This window comes from Burkholderia sola (genome assembly GCF_905400185.1).
GTDB classification, from domain to species: domain Bacteria; phylum Pseudomonadota; class Gammaproteobacteria; order Burkholderiales; family Burkholderiaceae; genus Burkholderia; species Burkholderia sola.
This window is the reverse complement of the sequence record NZ_FR989675.1, coordinates 1012151-1027595: the sequence shown is the minus strand read 5'-3', so window position 1 is coordinate 1027595 and position 15445 is coordinate 1012151. Positions and strand designations below refer to the sequence as shown.

Sequence of the window (15445 nt, the reverse complement as noted above, 5' to 3'; positions counted from 1 at the left end):
ACGCTGCCTGCCCGTTACCGGGTATCCATCGGGCACTTCAGGTTGCAGCCGTTCGGGTCGCCCAGGTCACCCTTGCGGCGCAATGCCGACTTCTTGCCGCTCTGATATTTCTCCGACGGCGCCGACGCCGCGAACGGCATCTGCGGGTGTTCGTTCAGGCGGAACTGTTCGCTCAGGATGCCGCCGGGCACACCCGGGGAATTCTGCGCGAACGCAAACGGCGAAGCGACGACCAGCAGCCCCGCGGTCAACGCTGCCGCGGCAAGGGGAACGAAAAATTTCATGTCGGGATGACGCCTGAACGGCGTGCTTGTTGGAACGTTGATCGAGCGGCAAGCGTAGCGCAAATCCCCCGCTGCTGCAGCGCGATTCGATCGCCGCCGCGTTACCGGGAATTGCCGTCCGGCGCGCGCGCGCCGTCGCCGCCGGCCAGCCCGGTCGCGATGTGTTCCAGCGCGCCGCACGCGGCCGGATCGTAGCCGTCGAGATGCGCGACGCGCTCGACGAAGCGTGCGTCGCGCAGCAGCGCCAGCACATCGGCCAGCGGCCGCACATCGAGCCGCGCGCGTTCGCAGGCGAAGTAATAATCCTCGTCGACGACCGGGATGAAGTCGAGCCCGAAATGACGGGCGGCCGGCTCGACGCCGAAACCGAGATCGGCCATGCCGCTCGCGACGAACGCCGCGATCGCCGAATGCGTGAGTTCGGCCGACGCATAGCCGTCGATGCGCTCCGGATCGATGCCGATCGCGCGCAACGCGAGATCGAGCAGCATGCGCGTGCCAGACCCCGGCTGCCGGTTGACGAAGCGGATGTCGTTGCGTGCCAGATCCGCGAGTCCGCGGACCTGCTTCGGGTTGCCGCGGGGAACGAACAATCCCTGCTGGCGGCGCGTCAGGTGAATCAGCACGTGGCGCGTGTCGTCGAGCCACGGCCGGTAGATTTGCGCGCACTGCGCGCGAAACGCGCCGCGCGGCAAATGGAAACCGGCGAGGTCGCATTCGCCGCGCGCGAGCGCCTGCACGGCCTCGACGCTCTCGCGGTACTTGATGTCGACGGCCGCCTGCGCATCGACGAGCGCGGAGACGAGCGTCGCCACCGCGTACCCGTGCGACGCATGAATGCGCACGGCCCCGTCGCGCTGCGCGAGCCGGCGGTTCAGTTCGCTGGCCACCTCGGCCGCCAGCGTGCGCAGGTTCCCGTCGAGGCGGCTGCGCGCGAGGCGCTGCGCATCGACGACCGCCTGCCCGAGCGCCGACAGCGTCGACCCCTTGCCGCGCGCGGTCTCGATCAGCGCGCCGCCGACGCACAACTCCAGCGCGCGCAGCATGCCCCACGCGTGCCGGTACGACAGCCCCTTGGCTTGCGCAGCCTGAGCGATGCTGCCCGTCCCGGCCACGAGTTCCAGCAGCGGCGCGACGTCGGACAGGCTGGCCGACCGGCCTTCGGTGTCGCGCACGGTCAGATACGCGTCGCATTCGATTCGAATCAATTATGCACTCCGATTTCCTATTGCGACCGCGAAATCTTCCGCTTATCGTTGGTGAAAATCAATCAGAACGAAGTCACGCTGCGCACTATATGAATTCCGAGCGCATATGAGACTTTGGAGGAGCATAACCGATGTCCCCGAATTCCCCTGCGCCCGACGCGCTCGTCGAGCGCCATGCGCGCGCCGGCCGGTCGCTCGTCGCGATCCTGCACGCGATCCAGGACGACGCGGGCTACGTGCCTTCGGGCTGCGTCGCACCGCTCGCCAAAGCGCTGAACCTGTCGCGCGCGGAAGTGCACGGCGTCCTGACCTACTACCACCATTTCCGCACCGCGCCGCCCGCGCGCGTGACGATCCAGATGTGCCGCGCCGAAGCGTGCCGCAGCATGGGCTGCGAAACGCTCGCTGCCCACGCGGAAGCCCGCACGGGCTGCCGGTTCGACGCCCCGCACGGCGACGGGGCCGCGGGCCACACGCCGGACGACGTCGCGCTCGAATCGGTCTACTGCCTCGGACTGTGCGCGCAATCGCCGTCGATGACGGTCAACGGCGTGCTCCACGCCAAGGTCACGCCGGAGAAGTTCGACGCGCTGCTGGCCGACGCGGTCGCCCACACGCCGGAGGCCGCATGACGACCCGCATCTATGTTCCGCGCGATTCGTCCGCGCTCGCGCTCGGTGCCGACGCACTGGCCGCCGCGATCGCGGCCGAAGCCGAACGGCGCGGCGTCGCGATCGAACTAGTCCGCAACGGCTCGCGCGGGCTGCTGTGGCTCGAGCCGCTCGTCGAGGTCGGGACGGCCGCGGGCCGCGTCGGCTATGCGAACCTGTCGGCCGCCGACGTGCCGACCCTGTTCGACGCCGACTGGCTCGATGGCGGCGCGCATCCGAGCGGTGTCGGCCTCGTCGACGCGCTGCCGTATCTCGCCCGCCAGCAACGACTCACGTTTGCGCGGATCGGCCTGACCGATCCGCTGTCGATCGACGACTACCTGAAACACGAAGGCCTCGCCGGCCTGAAGAACGCACTGGCGCTCGACGGCGACGCCGCATGCGAAACGCTGATCGAGTCGGGGCTGCGCGGCCGCGGCGGCGCGGCGTTCCCGGCCGGCATCAAGTGGCGTACCGTGCGGCAAGCCCGCGCCGCGCAAAAATACATCGTCTGCAACGCGGACGAAGGCGACTCGGGCACGTTCTCCGACCGCCTGCTGATGGAATGCGATCCGTACTGCCTGATCGAAGGGATGATCATCGCGGGCGTCGCCACCGGCGCGACGGTCGGCTACATCTACGTGCGCAGCGAATACCCGCACGCGATCGCGACGCTCGAAGCCGCGATCGTCCGCGCACGCGAAGCCGGCTGGCTCGGCGAGCACGTGCTGGGCTCCGCGCATGCGTTCGAGCTGCACGTCGCGAAAGGCGCGGGCTCGTACGTGTGCGGCGAGGAAACGGCGCTGCTCGAATCGCTCGAGGGCAAGCGCGGCGTCGTGCGCGCGAAGCCGCCGCTGCCCGCGCTCGCGGGCCTGTTCGGCCAGCCGACCGTGATCAACAACGTGATCACGCTCGCGACGGCGCCCGTGATCTTCGCGCGCGGCGCCGCGTTCTATCGCGACTACGGGATGGGCCGCTCGCGCGGCACGCTGCCGTTCCAGCTGGCGGGCAACATCCGTCACGGCGGCCTCGTCGAGCTCGCGTTCGGCGTCACGCTGCGCGAGCTGCTGTTCGACTTCGGCGGCGGCACGGCCAGCGGCCGGCCGGCCCGCGCCGCGCAGGTCGGCGGCCCGCTCGGCACCTACCTGCCCGATCACCAGTGGGACGTGCCGCTCGACTACGAGGCGTACACGGCGATCGGCGCGGTGGTCGGCCACGGCGGCATCGTGCTGCACGACGACACGTCGAATCTCGCCGAGCTGGCCGAATACGCGATGAAGTTCTGCGCGATCGAATCGTGCGGCAAGTGCACGCCGTGCCGGATCGGTTCGACGCGCGGCGTCGAGACGATCGCGCGGATCCGCGACGGCGACACGTCGGAGCGGCAAATCACGCTGTTGCGCGACCTGTGCGACACGATGCTCGCCGGTTCGCTGTGCGCGATGGGCGGCATGACGCCGTACCCGGTGCTGTCCGCGCTCGACCATTTCCCCGAAGATTTCGGGCTCGCTGCCGGCAAGGATGCCGCGTCGGGCCCGGTCAAGGCTGCGGCCTGACCCAGAAGGAGCCCTGCATGTCCCTCGACACGAACAACGTCCGCCAAGGCGGCTGCGGCTCGGGCCAATGCGCGTGCAAGAGCGCCGCCCAGGCGCACGCACGCGATCCGCACGACGAGACCGACTACGGCACGCCGCAACGGTACGCCGATACCGACGTCACGCTCGAAATCGACGGCCAGCCGGTCACGGTGCCGGCCGGCACATCGGTGATGCGCGCGGCGATCGAAGCCGGCGTCAACGTCCCGAAGCTGTGCGCGACCGATTCGCTCGAGCCGTTCGGCTCGTGCCGGCTGTGCCTCGTCGAGATCGAAGGCCGGCGCGGCTATCCGGCGTCGTGCACGACGCCGGCCGAAGCCGGCATGAAGGTGCGCACGCAGTCGGACCGGCTGCAGTCCCTGCGCCGCAACGTGATGGAGCTGTACATCTCCGATCACCCGCTCGACTGCCTCACCTGCCCGGCCAACGGCGACTGCGAGCTGCAGGACATGGCCGGCGTGGTCGGGCTGCGCGAAGTGCGCTACGGCTTCGATGGCGCCAATCACCTGAAGGACACGAAGGACGAATCGAATCCGTACTTCACGTACGATCCGTCGAAGTGCATCGTCTGCAACCGCTGCGTACGCGCGTGCGAGGAAACGCAGGGCACGTTCGCGCTGACGATCGCCGCGCGCGGCTTCGAATCGCGCGTCGCCGCCGGCGAAAGCGAATCGTTCATGGCGTCGGAATGCGTGTCGTGCGGCGCGTGCGTCGCCGCCTGCCCGACGGCCACGCTGCAGGAAAAATCCGTCGTGCAGCTCGGGCAGGCCGAGCACTCGGTCGTCACGACCTGCGCGTATTGCGGCGTCGGCTGCTCGTTCAAGGCCGAGATGAAGGGCACGCAGGTCGTGCGCATGACGCCGCACAAGAACGGTCTCGCGAACGAAGGCCACGCGTGCGTGAAGGGACGCTTCGCGTGGGGCTATGCGACGCACAAGGACCGCATCACGAAGCCGATGATCCGCGAGAAGATCACCGACCCGTGGCGCGAAGTGAGCTGGGACGAAGCCCTCACCTACGCGGCGACGCAATTCCGCAAGCTGCAGCAGAAGTACGGCCGCGATTCGATCGGCGGGATCACGTCGTCGCGCTGCACGAACGAGGAAACCTATCTCGTGCAGAAGCTCGTGCGTGCGGCGTTCGGCAACAACAACGTCGATACCTGCGCCCGCGTGTGCCACTCGCCGACCGGCTATGGCCTCAAGACGACGCTCGGAGAATCGGCCGGCACGCAGACGTTCGCATCGGTCGGCCAGGCCGACGTGATCGTCGTGATGGGCGCGAACCCGACCGACGGCCATCCGGTGTTCGGCTCGCGGCTGAAGCGGCGCGTGCGCGAAGGCGCGAAGCTGATCGTGATCGACCCGCGCCGCATCGACGTCGTCGACGGCCCGCACGTGAAGGCCACGCATCATCTGCAGCTGCGCCCCGGCACCAACGTCGCGATCGTCAACGCACTGGCGCACGTGATCGTCACCGAAGGGCTGGTGGCCGACGCCTTCGTCGCCGAGCGCTGCGACACGCGCGCGTTCGAGCAATGGCGCGACTTCGTCGCGCAGGCGGACAATTCGCCCGAGGCGACCGCGGACGTGACGGGCGTGCCGGCCGAGCTGGTGCGCGAGGCCGCACGCCTGTACGCGACGGGCGGCAACGCCGCGATCTATTACGGCCTGGGCGTGACCGAACACGCGCAGGGATCGACGACGGTGATGGGCATCGCGAACCTCGCGATGGCGACCGGCAACGTCGGCCGCGAAGGCGTCGGCGTCAATCCGCTGCGCGGCCAGAACAACGTGCAGGGTTCGTGCGACATGGGCTCGTTCCCGCACGAACTGCCCGGCTACCGGCACATCAGCGACGAGGTCGTGCGCACGCAGTTCGAACAGGCGTGGTCGGCCACGCTGCAGCCGGAGCCGGGGCTGCGCATCCCGAACATGTTCGACGCGGCACTCGACGGCAGCTTCAAGGGGCTTTACTGCCAGGGCGAGGACATCGTCCAGTCGGACCCGAACACGCAGCACGTCGCGGCCGCGCTGTCGGCGATGGAATGCATCGTCGTGCAGGACATCTTCCTGAACGAAACCGCGAAATACGCGCACGTGCTGCTGCCGGGCTCGACGTTCCTCGAAAAGGACGGCACGTTCACGAACGCGGAGCGCCGGATCTCGCGCGTGCGCAAGGTGATGCCGCCGCTCGCGGGCTACGCGGACTGGGAAGTCACGCTGCTGCTGTCGCAGGCGCTCGGCTACGACATGCACTACACGCATCCGTCGGAAATCATGGACGAGATCGCGCGGCTCACGCCGACCTTCTCGGGCGTGTCGTACGAGAAGCTCGACGCGCTCGGCAGCATCCAGTGGCCGTGCAACGAACACGCGCCGGAAGGCACGCCGACCATGCACATCGACACGTTCGTGCGCGGCAAGGGGCGGTTCGTGATCACCAAGTTCATTCCGACGCCGGAGAAGGTCACACAGCGCTATCCGCTGATCCTGACGACGGGCCGCATCCTGTCGCAATACAACGTCGGCGCGCAGACGCGCCGGACCGAAAACGTCCGGTGGCACGAAGAGGATCGCCTCGAGATCCATCCGCACGACGCGGAGGACCGCGGGATCCGCACCGGCGACTGGGTCGGCATCGAATCGCGCGCGGGGCAGACGGTGCTGCGCGCGCTGGTGTCCGAGCGCATGCAGCCGGGCGTCGTGTACACGACGTTCCACTTCCCCGAATCGGGGGCGAACGTGATCACGACGGACAGCTCCGACTGGGCGACGAACTGCCCGGAATACAAGGTGACGGCCGTGCAGGTGCTGCCGGTGGCGCAACCGTCCGACTGGCAACAAGCGTATGCGCGCTTCAACTCGGAGCAGCTCGATTTGCTCGAGCGCCGCGCCGCCGAGCCGGCCGCCGCGACGACGGGCAAGTGAGGCAACCATGGACCACGACCACCTGATCGACATGGCCAACCAGATCGGCGCGTTCTTCGAATCGATGCCCGATCGCGACGAAGCGCTGGCCGGCATCGCCGAGCATATCCGGCGCTTCTGGGAGCCGCGGATGCGTCGCGCGTTGCTCGCCGCGCTCGACGATCCGTCGAGTGAAGCCGGACAGCGCGCGGCGCCGATCGTGCGCGATGCGATCGCCGCGCATCGCGCGTCGCTCGTCCCTGCCGCGGCGCCCGCCTGAGCGCGCGGCTACGCGGATACCGACATGCCCGCGAACCAGCTTTCGCAGTGGCGCAGCAGCGCGTTCGCGTCGGTCGCCGTGCGCCCGCGCGCGGCGACATAGCCGTCCGGCCGCAGCAGATAGAACGACGGCCGCGAGCGGCCGTATTCCTGCGCGAGCCCCGCGGCGCCGTCGCCTTCGGCATCGGCGACGCGCCACACGCGCACCGCTTCCGGCATGATCCGTTCGAGCCCCTGCACGAGCGCCTGCGCATCGGCCGGGATCGGCGGCACCTCGCCGGTGTCGGTATTCGCCGGCTCTTCCAGCAGCAACAGCGTGAAACTCGCCGGATCGTGAAGATCGTATAGCCGCGCCGTGCCGGGCGCGCGACCGAGCGGCCCGTCGAGCACGTGCACGAGCGCGTCGGGTGCGCGCTCGCCCGCGCGCGGACCGCCGTCGAGCACGCGCTCGAGCGTGAGCGGACTCTTCCGGTACTGCACGCCGAGCTCGCTGACCGTGCGCCTGAGCGCGTCGCGCATCGGCCCGAACGATGCCAGCAGCGGCACGACGTGATCGCGCAGCAGCTTCATCGCGCCGCGCTCGGCTTCGACCACCTGCGTGACGAAACCGGTCTGCCGCAACACGTCGCGCTCGATCGGATGGCGCTCCGCGTGATACGTGTCGAGCAACCGCTCGGGCGCACCGGCGCGCAGCACGCGCGCGAGCTTCCAGCCGAGGTTGAACGCCTCCTGGATGCCGGTGTTCATGCCCTGCGCGCCGGCCGGGCTGTGAACGTGCGCGGCGTCGCCCGCGAAAAACACGCGGCCGTGACGCAGCCGGTCGACCATCCGGCTGTGGAGATGGAAATACGACGACCACGCGAGATCGCTTGGCGAGATCGATGCGCCGACGCGCGCGCGGATGATCGTGTCGCATTCGTCGAGCGACGGCGTCGAGTCGGGCGACGCGCCGCTGCCGGGCGGCCGGTCCGCGACGAGCCGGTAACGGCCGCCGCCCATCGGAAACAGGCCCGCGATGCCCGCGGGCGTCGTGAACAGGTGGATCTCCTCGTCGGACCAGTCGGGTATCGCCGCGAAATCGGCCAGCAGGAAAGTCTGTTCGAACGCATGTCCGGTAAAGCCCAGGCCGAGCAGGTGCCTGACCGTGCTGTGCGCGCCGTCGGCGGCGATCAGGTACGACGGCGCGAACGACTCGTCGCGGCCGTCGGCGCGGCGCAGCGTCACGTCGAGCGACGTAGCGCCCGTGTCGCACGCGGTCAGCGCCGTACCGCGTTCGACGGTCACCCCCATTCCGGCCAGGTGCTCGGCGAGCAGCCGCTCGGTGACGCTCTGGTCGAGAAACATCAGATACGGATAGCGCGTTTGCAGCGGATCGAAATCGAGTCGCGCGATCACGCGGCCGTCGGCATGCAGCTCGGCCGCATGCGCGCGATGGCCGAGCGCGAGAAACGGTTCGACCGCGCGATGCTGCTCCAGCAGTTCGAGCGTGCGCGCCTGGATGCCGATCGCACGCGAAAACGGCGCCGGTGCGGCGAGACGATCGATGATGCGCACCGGCACGCGAGTCCGCGCGAGGCTCATCGCCGCGGCAAGGCCGGTCGGCCCCGCGCCGACGATCAGCACGGGCGGGATATCGGATAGTGTGTCAGCCATGGAGACCTCGATGACACGCGACCCTGCCAGTCTACGCCGCTCCGCGTGACGGGGCCATATGCCGACCGGCCGATGCGCGGCCTCGCCGCGCGGTGTGGGAAAATACGCGCTTTCCGCCCCTTTTCGCGTCATGGATTCCGCATTCGACCGGGCGTACGCCGCACATCGCGCGGGCCGCCTCGCCGAGGCCGAGCACGGCTATCGCCACGCACTCGCCTCCAACCCTGCCAACGCCGACGCGCTGCACCTGTTCGGCGTGCTGCGGCACCAGCAGGGCCAGCATGCCGAGGCAGCCGACCTCGTCGGCCGCGCCGTCGCGCTGCGTCCGGACGATGCCGCGCTGCAGCTCAATCTCGGCAACGCGCTGAAAGCGCTGGGCCGGCTCGACGAAGCGATCGACCGCTTCCGCAACGCGCTGACGCTCGCGCCCGAATTCCCGCTCGCGCACTACAACCTCGGCAACGCGTATGCGGCGCTGCAGCGTCACGACGATGCGATCGACGCGTTCGGCCGTGCGCTGCGGCTCACGCCCGACGACGCATCGATCCACAACAATCTCGGCAACGCGCTGAACGCGCTCGGCCGCCACGACGACGCGCTCGCCGCGTTCGGTCGCGCGCTCGAGCTGCGGCCCGGCCATGCGGGCGCGCACAACAACCTCGCGATGGCGCTGAGCGCGATGGGTCGCGCCGACGATGCGATCGCGCACTTCCAGGCTGCGATCGCCGCGCAGCCGCGGTTCGTCGCCGCGCATTTCAATCTCGGCAACACGTTCGATGCGGTCGGCCGGCATGCCGAGGCGGCCGCGGCGTTCGAAGCCGCGCTCGCACTGCACCCGCCGTTTCCGCTCGCGCTGTTCGGGCTCGCGAACGCACTCTGCGCGCAGGCGCGCCACCGCGACGCGCTGCCCTACTACGAGCGCGCCGTCGGGCTCGATCCGTCGTTCGGGCTCGCGTGGCTGAATCTCGGCAACGCACATCACGCGCTCGGCGCGCACGAGATGGCGCTGCGCGCATTCGACCAGGCGCTGCGCGTCGCGCCCGATCTCAAGCTCGCGCGGCTGCATCGCGCGGTCACGCTGCTGACGCTGCGCGACTTCACGCGCGGCCTGCCCGCGTACGAAGCGCGTCACGAGACGCCCGGCGCGACGCCGCTCGGCGCGCTGCCGCGCTGGCAAGGCGAGCCGATTACGTCGCGCACGCTGCTGATCCGCGCGGAACAGGGGTTCGGCGACACGCTGCAGTTCGTCCGCTTCGTGCCGCAGGTGCGCGCACGCTGCGCGCGCGTCGTGCTCGAAGTCCAGCCGGAACTCGTCGCGCTGCTGACGCCGGCCGCCGCGCGCTGGCGCGTGACGCTCGTCCCGCAAGGCGCCGCGAAGCCGCCGGCCGCGGACGTCGCCTGCACGCTGATGAGCCTGCCGTTCCTGCTCGGGCTTCAGCCGGAAGACATCGTCGGCTCGCGCTACCTCGATGCACCCGACGGCGCCCGGCGGCGCTTTCGCGGCTCGCTCGGCGGGCAGTCGAAGCGCAAGTTCGGCCTCGCGTGGTCGGGGCGCCGACAGGCGCAGGAAAACCGCTCGATGCCGTTCGATGCGCTCGCGCCGCTGCTCGCGCTGCCGGACATCGACTGGATCGTGCTGCAGCCCGCGCTCGACGACGACGAACGCGCGCGCGTCGATGCGCATCCGCGCGTGCATCGTCTCGACGGCCGGCTGAACGACTTTGCCGATACGGCCGCGCTGGTCGAGCGCCTCGACGGCGTCGTCACGATCGACACGGCGGTCGCGCACCTCGCGGGCGCGCTCGGCAAGCCACTGTGGGTCATGCTGCCGTTCGCTCCCGACTGGCGCTGGTTCACCGGCGACGACTGCCCGTGGTATGCGCGCGCCAGCATCGCGCGCCAGCCTGCGCCGGGCGCGTGGCCCGACGTGGCGGCCACGGTGGCCGACATGCTGCGCGAAGCATGACCGCAAACGAACAAGGGAGCGCATTGCGCTCCCTTGTTCAAGGTGATCCGCGGCCGACGTCGCGCACTATGCCGGCCGCCGTCAGGCCGACTTGTACTGGTTGCGCGCGTCGGACGTGCGGTACAGCACGAGCGTCGCGATCAAGCCGCAGATCGCGGCCACACTCAGCCACAGCCCCGGCGCCGCCTTGTTGCCGGTCTGGTGGATCAGCAGCGTCGAGATCGCCGGCGTGAAGCCGCCGATCGTCGTGGCCAGGCTGTACGCGAGCGAGAAACCGGCCGTCCGCACGTCGGCCGGCATCACTTCGGTGAGCGCGACGACCATCGCCCCGTTGTACGACGCGTACAGGAACGACAGCCACAGCTCGACCGCGAGCAGCCGCAGGAACGACGGATCGCCGACGAGCCAGCGCACGGCCGGGTAAGCCGACAGCAGCGTCAGCACGGTGAACGCGATCAGCACCGGGCGGCGGCCGATACGGTCGGACAGCGCACCGGACAGCGGCAGCCACACGAGATTCGAGATCCCGACGCAGACGGTCACGACGAGTGCATCGAGCGACGACAGATGCAGCACTTCCTTGCCGAACGTCGGCGTGTACGCGGTAATCATGTAGAACGACACCGTCGTCATGATCACCATCCCCATGCCTGCCACCACGACACCCCAGTTGTCGAGCATCGAGCGCATGATCTCGCCCATCGTCGGGCGGTGGCGCTTCGCGAGGAATTCGTCGGTCTCCTTCAGCGAACGGCGGATCAGGAACAGGAACGGCACGATCAGGCAGCCGATCAGGAACGGAATGCGCCAGCCCCACGCGGTCATTTCCTCGACCGGCAGCGCGCGGTTCAGCACGACGCCGACGAACGCGGCGAACACGACGGCCACCTGCTGGCTGCCCGACTGCCACGACGTATAGAACCCCTTGTGGCCCTTCGTCGCGATCTCCGACAGGTAGACCGACACGCCGCCGAGTTCGACGCCCGCCGAGAAGCCCTGCAACAACCGGCCGAGCAGCACGAGCACCGGCGCGAGCACGCCGATCGTCGCATAGCCCGGTATCGCGGCCACCGCGAGCGTGCCGATCGCCATCAGCCCGAGCGTCAGGATCAGCCCCTTGCGGCGGCCGTGATGGTCGATATACGCGCCGAGCACGATCGCGCCGACCGGTCGCATCAGGAAGCCCGCGCCGAATACCGACAGCGACAGCATCAGCGACGCGAACGCGTTGCCGCTCGGAAAGTACGTTTTCGCGATGGCCGACGCGTAATACCCGTAGACCATGAAGTCGTACATTTCCAGGAAGTTGCCGCTGACGACCCGGAAGACGGTGCGGACTTTCGATTCCTGCGCGATGGCAGGCGACGCTGTGGACATGGTTTCTCGCTCAGCTCGGATGGCGCGAATACCGCGCCGCATGGATCCGGCGACGCGCGCCGCGCCGGGTCGGGCCGACGCGCACGGGCATCGCTGCCCGCCGGCGGCACGGCGCGTAACGGCGCGCCGCCGGCATGATCCGCGAATCATGCCACGGCAACCCGACATTTGCCTTGTAGCGCCCCTGTCACCGACGTCGCGATGTCCGCCTCGTACAAGTCGCCCCGAAGCGGACACAAGAATCAGATCGATCTGATCGACCGACCTTCGCCGGCTGACCACAATGTCACGATTTGCGACGACATTTTCACGCCGCGCCGGCACGGATGCCCGTGTCGCACGACGCCCCTGCCATGATCCCATCGCCCCTCGTCCCGGTCGAAGGCGCGCTCGCCCGCCCTCGCGCCACCCCGCTCGACCACGTCCCGCCGTTCGGCCGCGAATGGCGATTTCGCGGCGCACCCGGCACAGGGCCCGGCAGGAACTGCCTCGCGACGCTGACGACGTCCTGCATCGATGTCGACCGACCGCACCGCGAGTGCCGATGGCAGCCGCTATCCGTGGCGGCGTCGCTGCCGGCTTCGGCCGGGCTGCCTGTCCCGTCGGCAGTTGTCCCGGGCCGGCGCTTGCGCCATTCCGCGCGCCACGCTCGCGACCGGCGCGCGATGTACGTCGTCTGCTGGAGCATCGGCGCGCTCGGCATCATCGGCTGGCTGATCGGCACGTACGACCGGCCCGCGGGTTCCGGTCCCGCGTACGCGATCCAGGCGGCCGGCAGTACGCCCGATCACGCCGCGACATCGACCGGCACGATACGTATCGCGGCGGCGCAACCGGATACGTCGACGCATGCGATGCCGCAGCACAAGGTGGCGACGCCTGTCGCGAACACGGTCGAATCGCCGCCAGCCAAGCATCGCGTCGCGCTTCGACCCGCAACGCTTCGCCCGCAAGCGACGGCCGACGTGCGGCATGCCGCCCCTGCTTCGCCACGTCGGGCAACCGGCCAGCGCACGGCAAACGCCCCGACCCGCACGCCGGTCGTGCCGCGGCTCGCCGCACATCAGCCGCTCCAGCGTGCGCCGCTCCTGCGCGCAGCGACCCACACCGGCACACGCGACCGGCTCGCTCCGCCGCCGCAAATCGCAGGCACGCGCGATACGCGCGATTCGCTCGACGCTCCGGCCGCGCTAATCGCCATGGCGAACGCGCTGCGCGCCGCGCAGCCGGCCCGGCCGGCGCACCCGCCGGCCGGCGTCGACTGGACGTCGCACCTGTCGCACCGCCGCGTGACCGACGTGCCGGACGCGTTCGCGCATTGACGCCCGCGCAATAAAAAACCCGGCGAAGATCGCTTCGCCGGGTTTTCGCTCGTCTCGTTTCGTCCGCTCGACGACACGTTACTTGTGCACGGGCAGCCCCGTCTCGGTCTGCTTCTCGAGTTGCCGCACCTGCTCCTGCAGATCGCGCAACTGCAACTGCGCCGCCCGCTTCTCGACCTGCAGCGCCTGCGCCTGCTCCTGCGCCGATTTCTGCCGCTGCGCGACTTCGGCCTGCTGGCTGCGCGCGACGCTCAGATCGGCCTGCAACTGCTGCGCACGATTCGCCTGCAGCGCGATCACGCGTTCGAGAAATGCCTTCTGCGCCTGCAGCTCGGTCCGGCGGATCTCGATCTCGGCGAGCTGCGCCGTCTGCTGGACGAAATTCGCGTACACCATCTCCGCGCGCGTCTTTTCCTGCGAACGAATCACGCGCCACAGGTTCTTGTCCTGGAACAGCGCGACGTAATACGTCATCTCGCGCGGATCGAACATCAGGCTCGCACCGTAGCTGCCGTTGTACGTCGTGCGCATCTCGACGATCCGGCCGTCGTGCAGCATCTGCGTCAGCTCGGCGACGTTGCCTTGCACGGCGGCGTCCGTCGCGGCCGACGCCGCCGGCGCCGGCGCCGGCGCCGCGCTGCCGCTCAGGCTCGTGACCGCCGGACGCGTACCGGCGACGGGTGCGGTCGCGTCGGTAGACCAGGCCGTGCCCGCTTGCGCGCAGGCAGCCAGCGCAACGATCCACGTTGCGCATCGTGCAGGGGAGAAATTTCGGAAAGCCAACGTCAGACTCCGGCGAACGAATCGGGACTCGCGATTATCGTGCAAAACGAAACGGCCGCATCTCGAATTAATCGGGATGCGGCCGGCCTTCGTTCAGCACGGAAAATACGGCGTGCTACAGACGCGTTTCGCGCGCCGCGCGCAGAAACGCGTCGAGCAGCGGCGTGCAGTCGAGCAGTTCGGAACCGCCCGCGCGATGGAACTCCGGATGCCACTGCACGCCGACGACGAACGGCGAACGGCGATGGCGAATGCCTTCGATGATCCCGTCGCCGGCCGACACGGCCTCGATGTTCAGATCGCGGCCGAGATCGCGGATCGCCTGGTGGTGAATCGAGTTGACGATCGCTTCGCTGCGCCCCGGGAACATGCTCGCGAGCGTCGACGAATCGGGAAAGCGGATCGCGTGACGATGCTGGTCGTAATGCTCGCTCACGTGCGCGTGCGCGGTCGGCACGTCGGTCGCGATGTCCTGGTACAGCGAGCCGCCGAACGCGACGTTGATCAGCTGGCAGCCGCGACATACGCCGAGCACGGGTTTGCCGGACTCGACGAATTCGTGCAGCAGTTCGAGCTCGTACATGTCGCGCACGCGATCGCCCGGCCATTCGGGACGCGCATCCGACGCCGCATAGGTTTGCGGCGACACGTCGGCGCCGCCTTGCAGCAGCAGGCCGTCGAGATGCTTCGCGTAATCGCGCAGGCGGATGTTGCTCGGATGGATCATGCCTTGATGGCCGACGGTCGGAATCATGAACACGAGCACGTCGCGCGACATCACCCAGTGGGCGATCGATTCCTCGAGATACTGCAGCGTCTTGCCGCGCAGCCCCTTCGCGCCCGGCTCCGGATGGAAGATCCGCGCCGACACGCCGATGCGCAGCGTGCGCTGCGTGATGCGCTGGCCGGCGCGGTCGAACAGCCGCCGCGCACGCGCCGCGACGATCCGGCCGAACACCGACCACGGCGTGTCGCTCTGCTTCAGATAGGCGGGCGGCGCATTCTGCGCGCTCGCGGGCGGCGGCCGCGGCGTGTCGAAATCGGGCGGCGCGCCGAATCCGGGCGGCGGTGCGCCTGGCTTCAGCGGCGCGGGCGCGGCCGCGCCATCGCCGACGGCGCCTGCCGCACCGGGCGCACCGGGTTCGGATGCAGCCGTGACGGGCGACGCGCCGTCATCGGCGACATGCTCCGCGGCGGCCTGCGTGGCCGGCGCATCGGGCGTTTTCGCCGGATCGGGACGGGGGGAATCGGAAGAAGCGGAAGAGGTGCCGGGCAGACCGGCCGGGGAAGGCGTGTTTTCGCTCATGACGATAGTCTGATGCGTCGCTCGCGCGTAGGGATAGACGAGGATTCATTATGCTTCAGTGCACGATCGCGCGGCAAACCTGCAACATCCTGTCGATATTGTTGCAAGTCGGC

At 69.2% G+C, this 15445-nt stretch carries 12 protein-coding genes; 6 read left to right on the top strand and 6 right to left on the bottom strand.

Annotated elements, in window-relative coordinates; translation table 11 throughout:
• Nucleotides 1-14: 14 nt before the first annotated feature.
• Together KR541_RS04780 and KR541_RS04775 are read right to left on the bottom strand one after the other, a co-directional pair.
• Nucleotides 15-284 carry a hypothetical protein gene (locus tag KR541_RS04780; RefSeq protein ID WP_216089393.1) on the bottom strand — a complete coding sequence of 90 codons (270 nt, stop codon included), beginning with the start codon at nt 282-284 and terminating at the stop codon, nt 15-17.
• Nucleotides 285-385: 101 nt separating this feature from the next.
• Nucleotides 386-1492 carry a substrate-binding domain-containing protein gene (locus KR541_RS04775; protein WP_124629891.1) on the bottom strand — a complete coding sequence of 369 codons (1107 nt, stop codon included), beginning with the start codon at nt 1490-1492 and terminating at the stop codon, nt 386-388.
• Between the two features lie 131 nt (nt 1493-1623).
• On the opposite strand from KR541_RS04775, the gene KR541_RS04770 reads away from it, so the two are divergent.
• From KR541_RS04770 to KR541_RS04755, 4 genes are read left to right on the top strand one after another with little or no spacing between them, the layout of a single operon-like run.
• The gene (locus KR541_RS04770) at nt 1624-2124 is read left to right on the top strand and encodes an NAD(P)H-dependent oxidoreductase subunit E (RefSeq protein ID WP_050011552.1); all 501 of its coding nucleotides are present in this window, start codon (nt 1624-1626) and stop codon (nt 2122-2124) included.
• Nucleotides 2121-3698, top strand: coding sequence for a formate dehydrogenase beta subunit (locus KR541_RS04765; protein ID WP_050011553.1), 1578 nt, complete (start codon nt 2121-2123; stop codon nt 3696-3698). Before KR541_RS04770 ends, KR541_RS04765 begins: the two co-directional genes overlap by 4 nt.
• 17 nt (nt 3699-3715) lie before the next feature.
• A complete protein-coding gene (gene fdhF / locus KR541_RS04760) occupies nt 3716-6667 on the top strand; it encodes a formate dehydrogenase subunit alpha (protein WP_050011554.1) in 2952 nt (983 codons plus the stop codon).
• Nucleotides 6668-6674: 7 nt separating this feature from the next.
• Nucleotides 6675-6926: a formate dehydrogenase subunit delta gene (locus KR541_RS04755; RefSeq protein WP_050011555.1), complete on the top strand. Its 252-nt coding sequence runs from the start codon at nt 6675-6677 to the stop codon at nt 6924-6926.
• A gap of 8 nt (nt 6927-6934) precedes the next feature.
• Here the strand turns inward: KR541_RS04755 and KR541_RS04750 are convergent, their stop codons facing one another.
• Nucleotides 6935-8578, bottom strand: coding sequence for an FAD-dependent monooxygenase (locus KR541_RS04750; RefSeq protein WP_050011556.1), 1644 nt, complete (start codon nt 8576-8578; stop codon nt 6935-6937).
• Between the two features lie 130 nt (nt 8579-8708).
• Between KR541_RS04750 and KR541_RS04745 the strand changes: the two genes are divergently transcribed.
• A complete protein-coding gene (locus KR541_RS04745; RefSeq protein WP_425542603.1) occupies nt 8709-10544 on the top strand; it encodes a tetratricopeptide repeat protein in 1836 nt (611 codons plus the stop codon).
• A gap of 81 nt (nt 10545-10625) precedes the next feature.
• On the opposite strand, the gene tcuC is transcribed toward KR541_RS04745, so the two are convergent.
• Nucleotides 10626-11921, bottom strand: coding sequence for an MFS transporter (tcuC, locus tag KR541_RS04740; protein WP_050011558.1), 1296 nt, complete (start codon nt 11919-11921; stop codon nt 10626-10628).
• 353 nt (nt 11922-12274) lie between these two features.
• On the opposite strand from tcuC, the gene KR541_RS04735 reads away from it, so the two are divergent.
• On the top strand, nt 12275-13243 hold the full coding sequence (locus KR541_RS04735) for a hypothetical protein (RefSeq protein ID WP_216089391.1): 969 nt from the start codon (nt 12275-12277) through the stop codon (nt 13241-13243).
• 78 nt (nt 13244-13321) lie between these two features.
• Here KR541_RS04735 and KR541_RS04730 read toward each other — a convergent pair whose 3' ends face one another.
• A complete protein-coding gene (locus tag KR541_RS04730) occupies nt 13322-14026 on the bottom strand; it encodes a DUF2968 domain-containing protein (RefSeq protein WP_050011560.1) in 705 nt (234 codons plus the stop codon).
• Nucleotides 14027-14141: 115 nt separating this feature from the next.
• Nucleotides 14142-15332 carry a gamma-glutamyl-gamma-aminobutyrate hydrolase family protein gene (locus tag KR541_RS04725; RefSeq protein ID WP_050011561.1) on the bottom strand — a complete coding sequence of 397 codons (1191 nt, stop codon included), beginning with the start codon at nt 15330-15332 and terminating at the stop codon, nt 14142-14144.
• Nucleotides 15333-15445 lie beyond the last annotated feature (113 nt).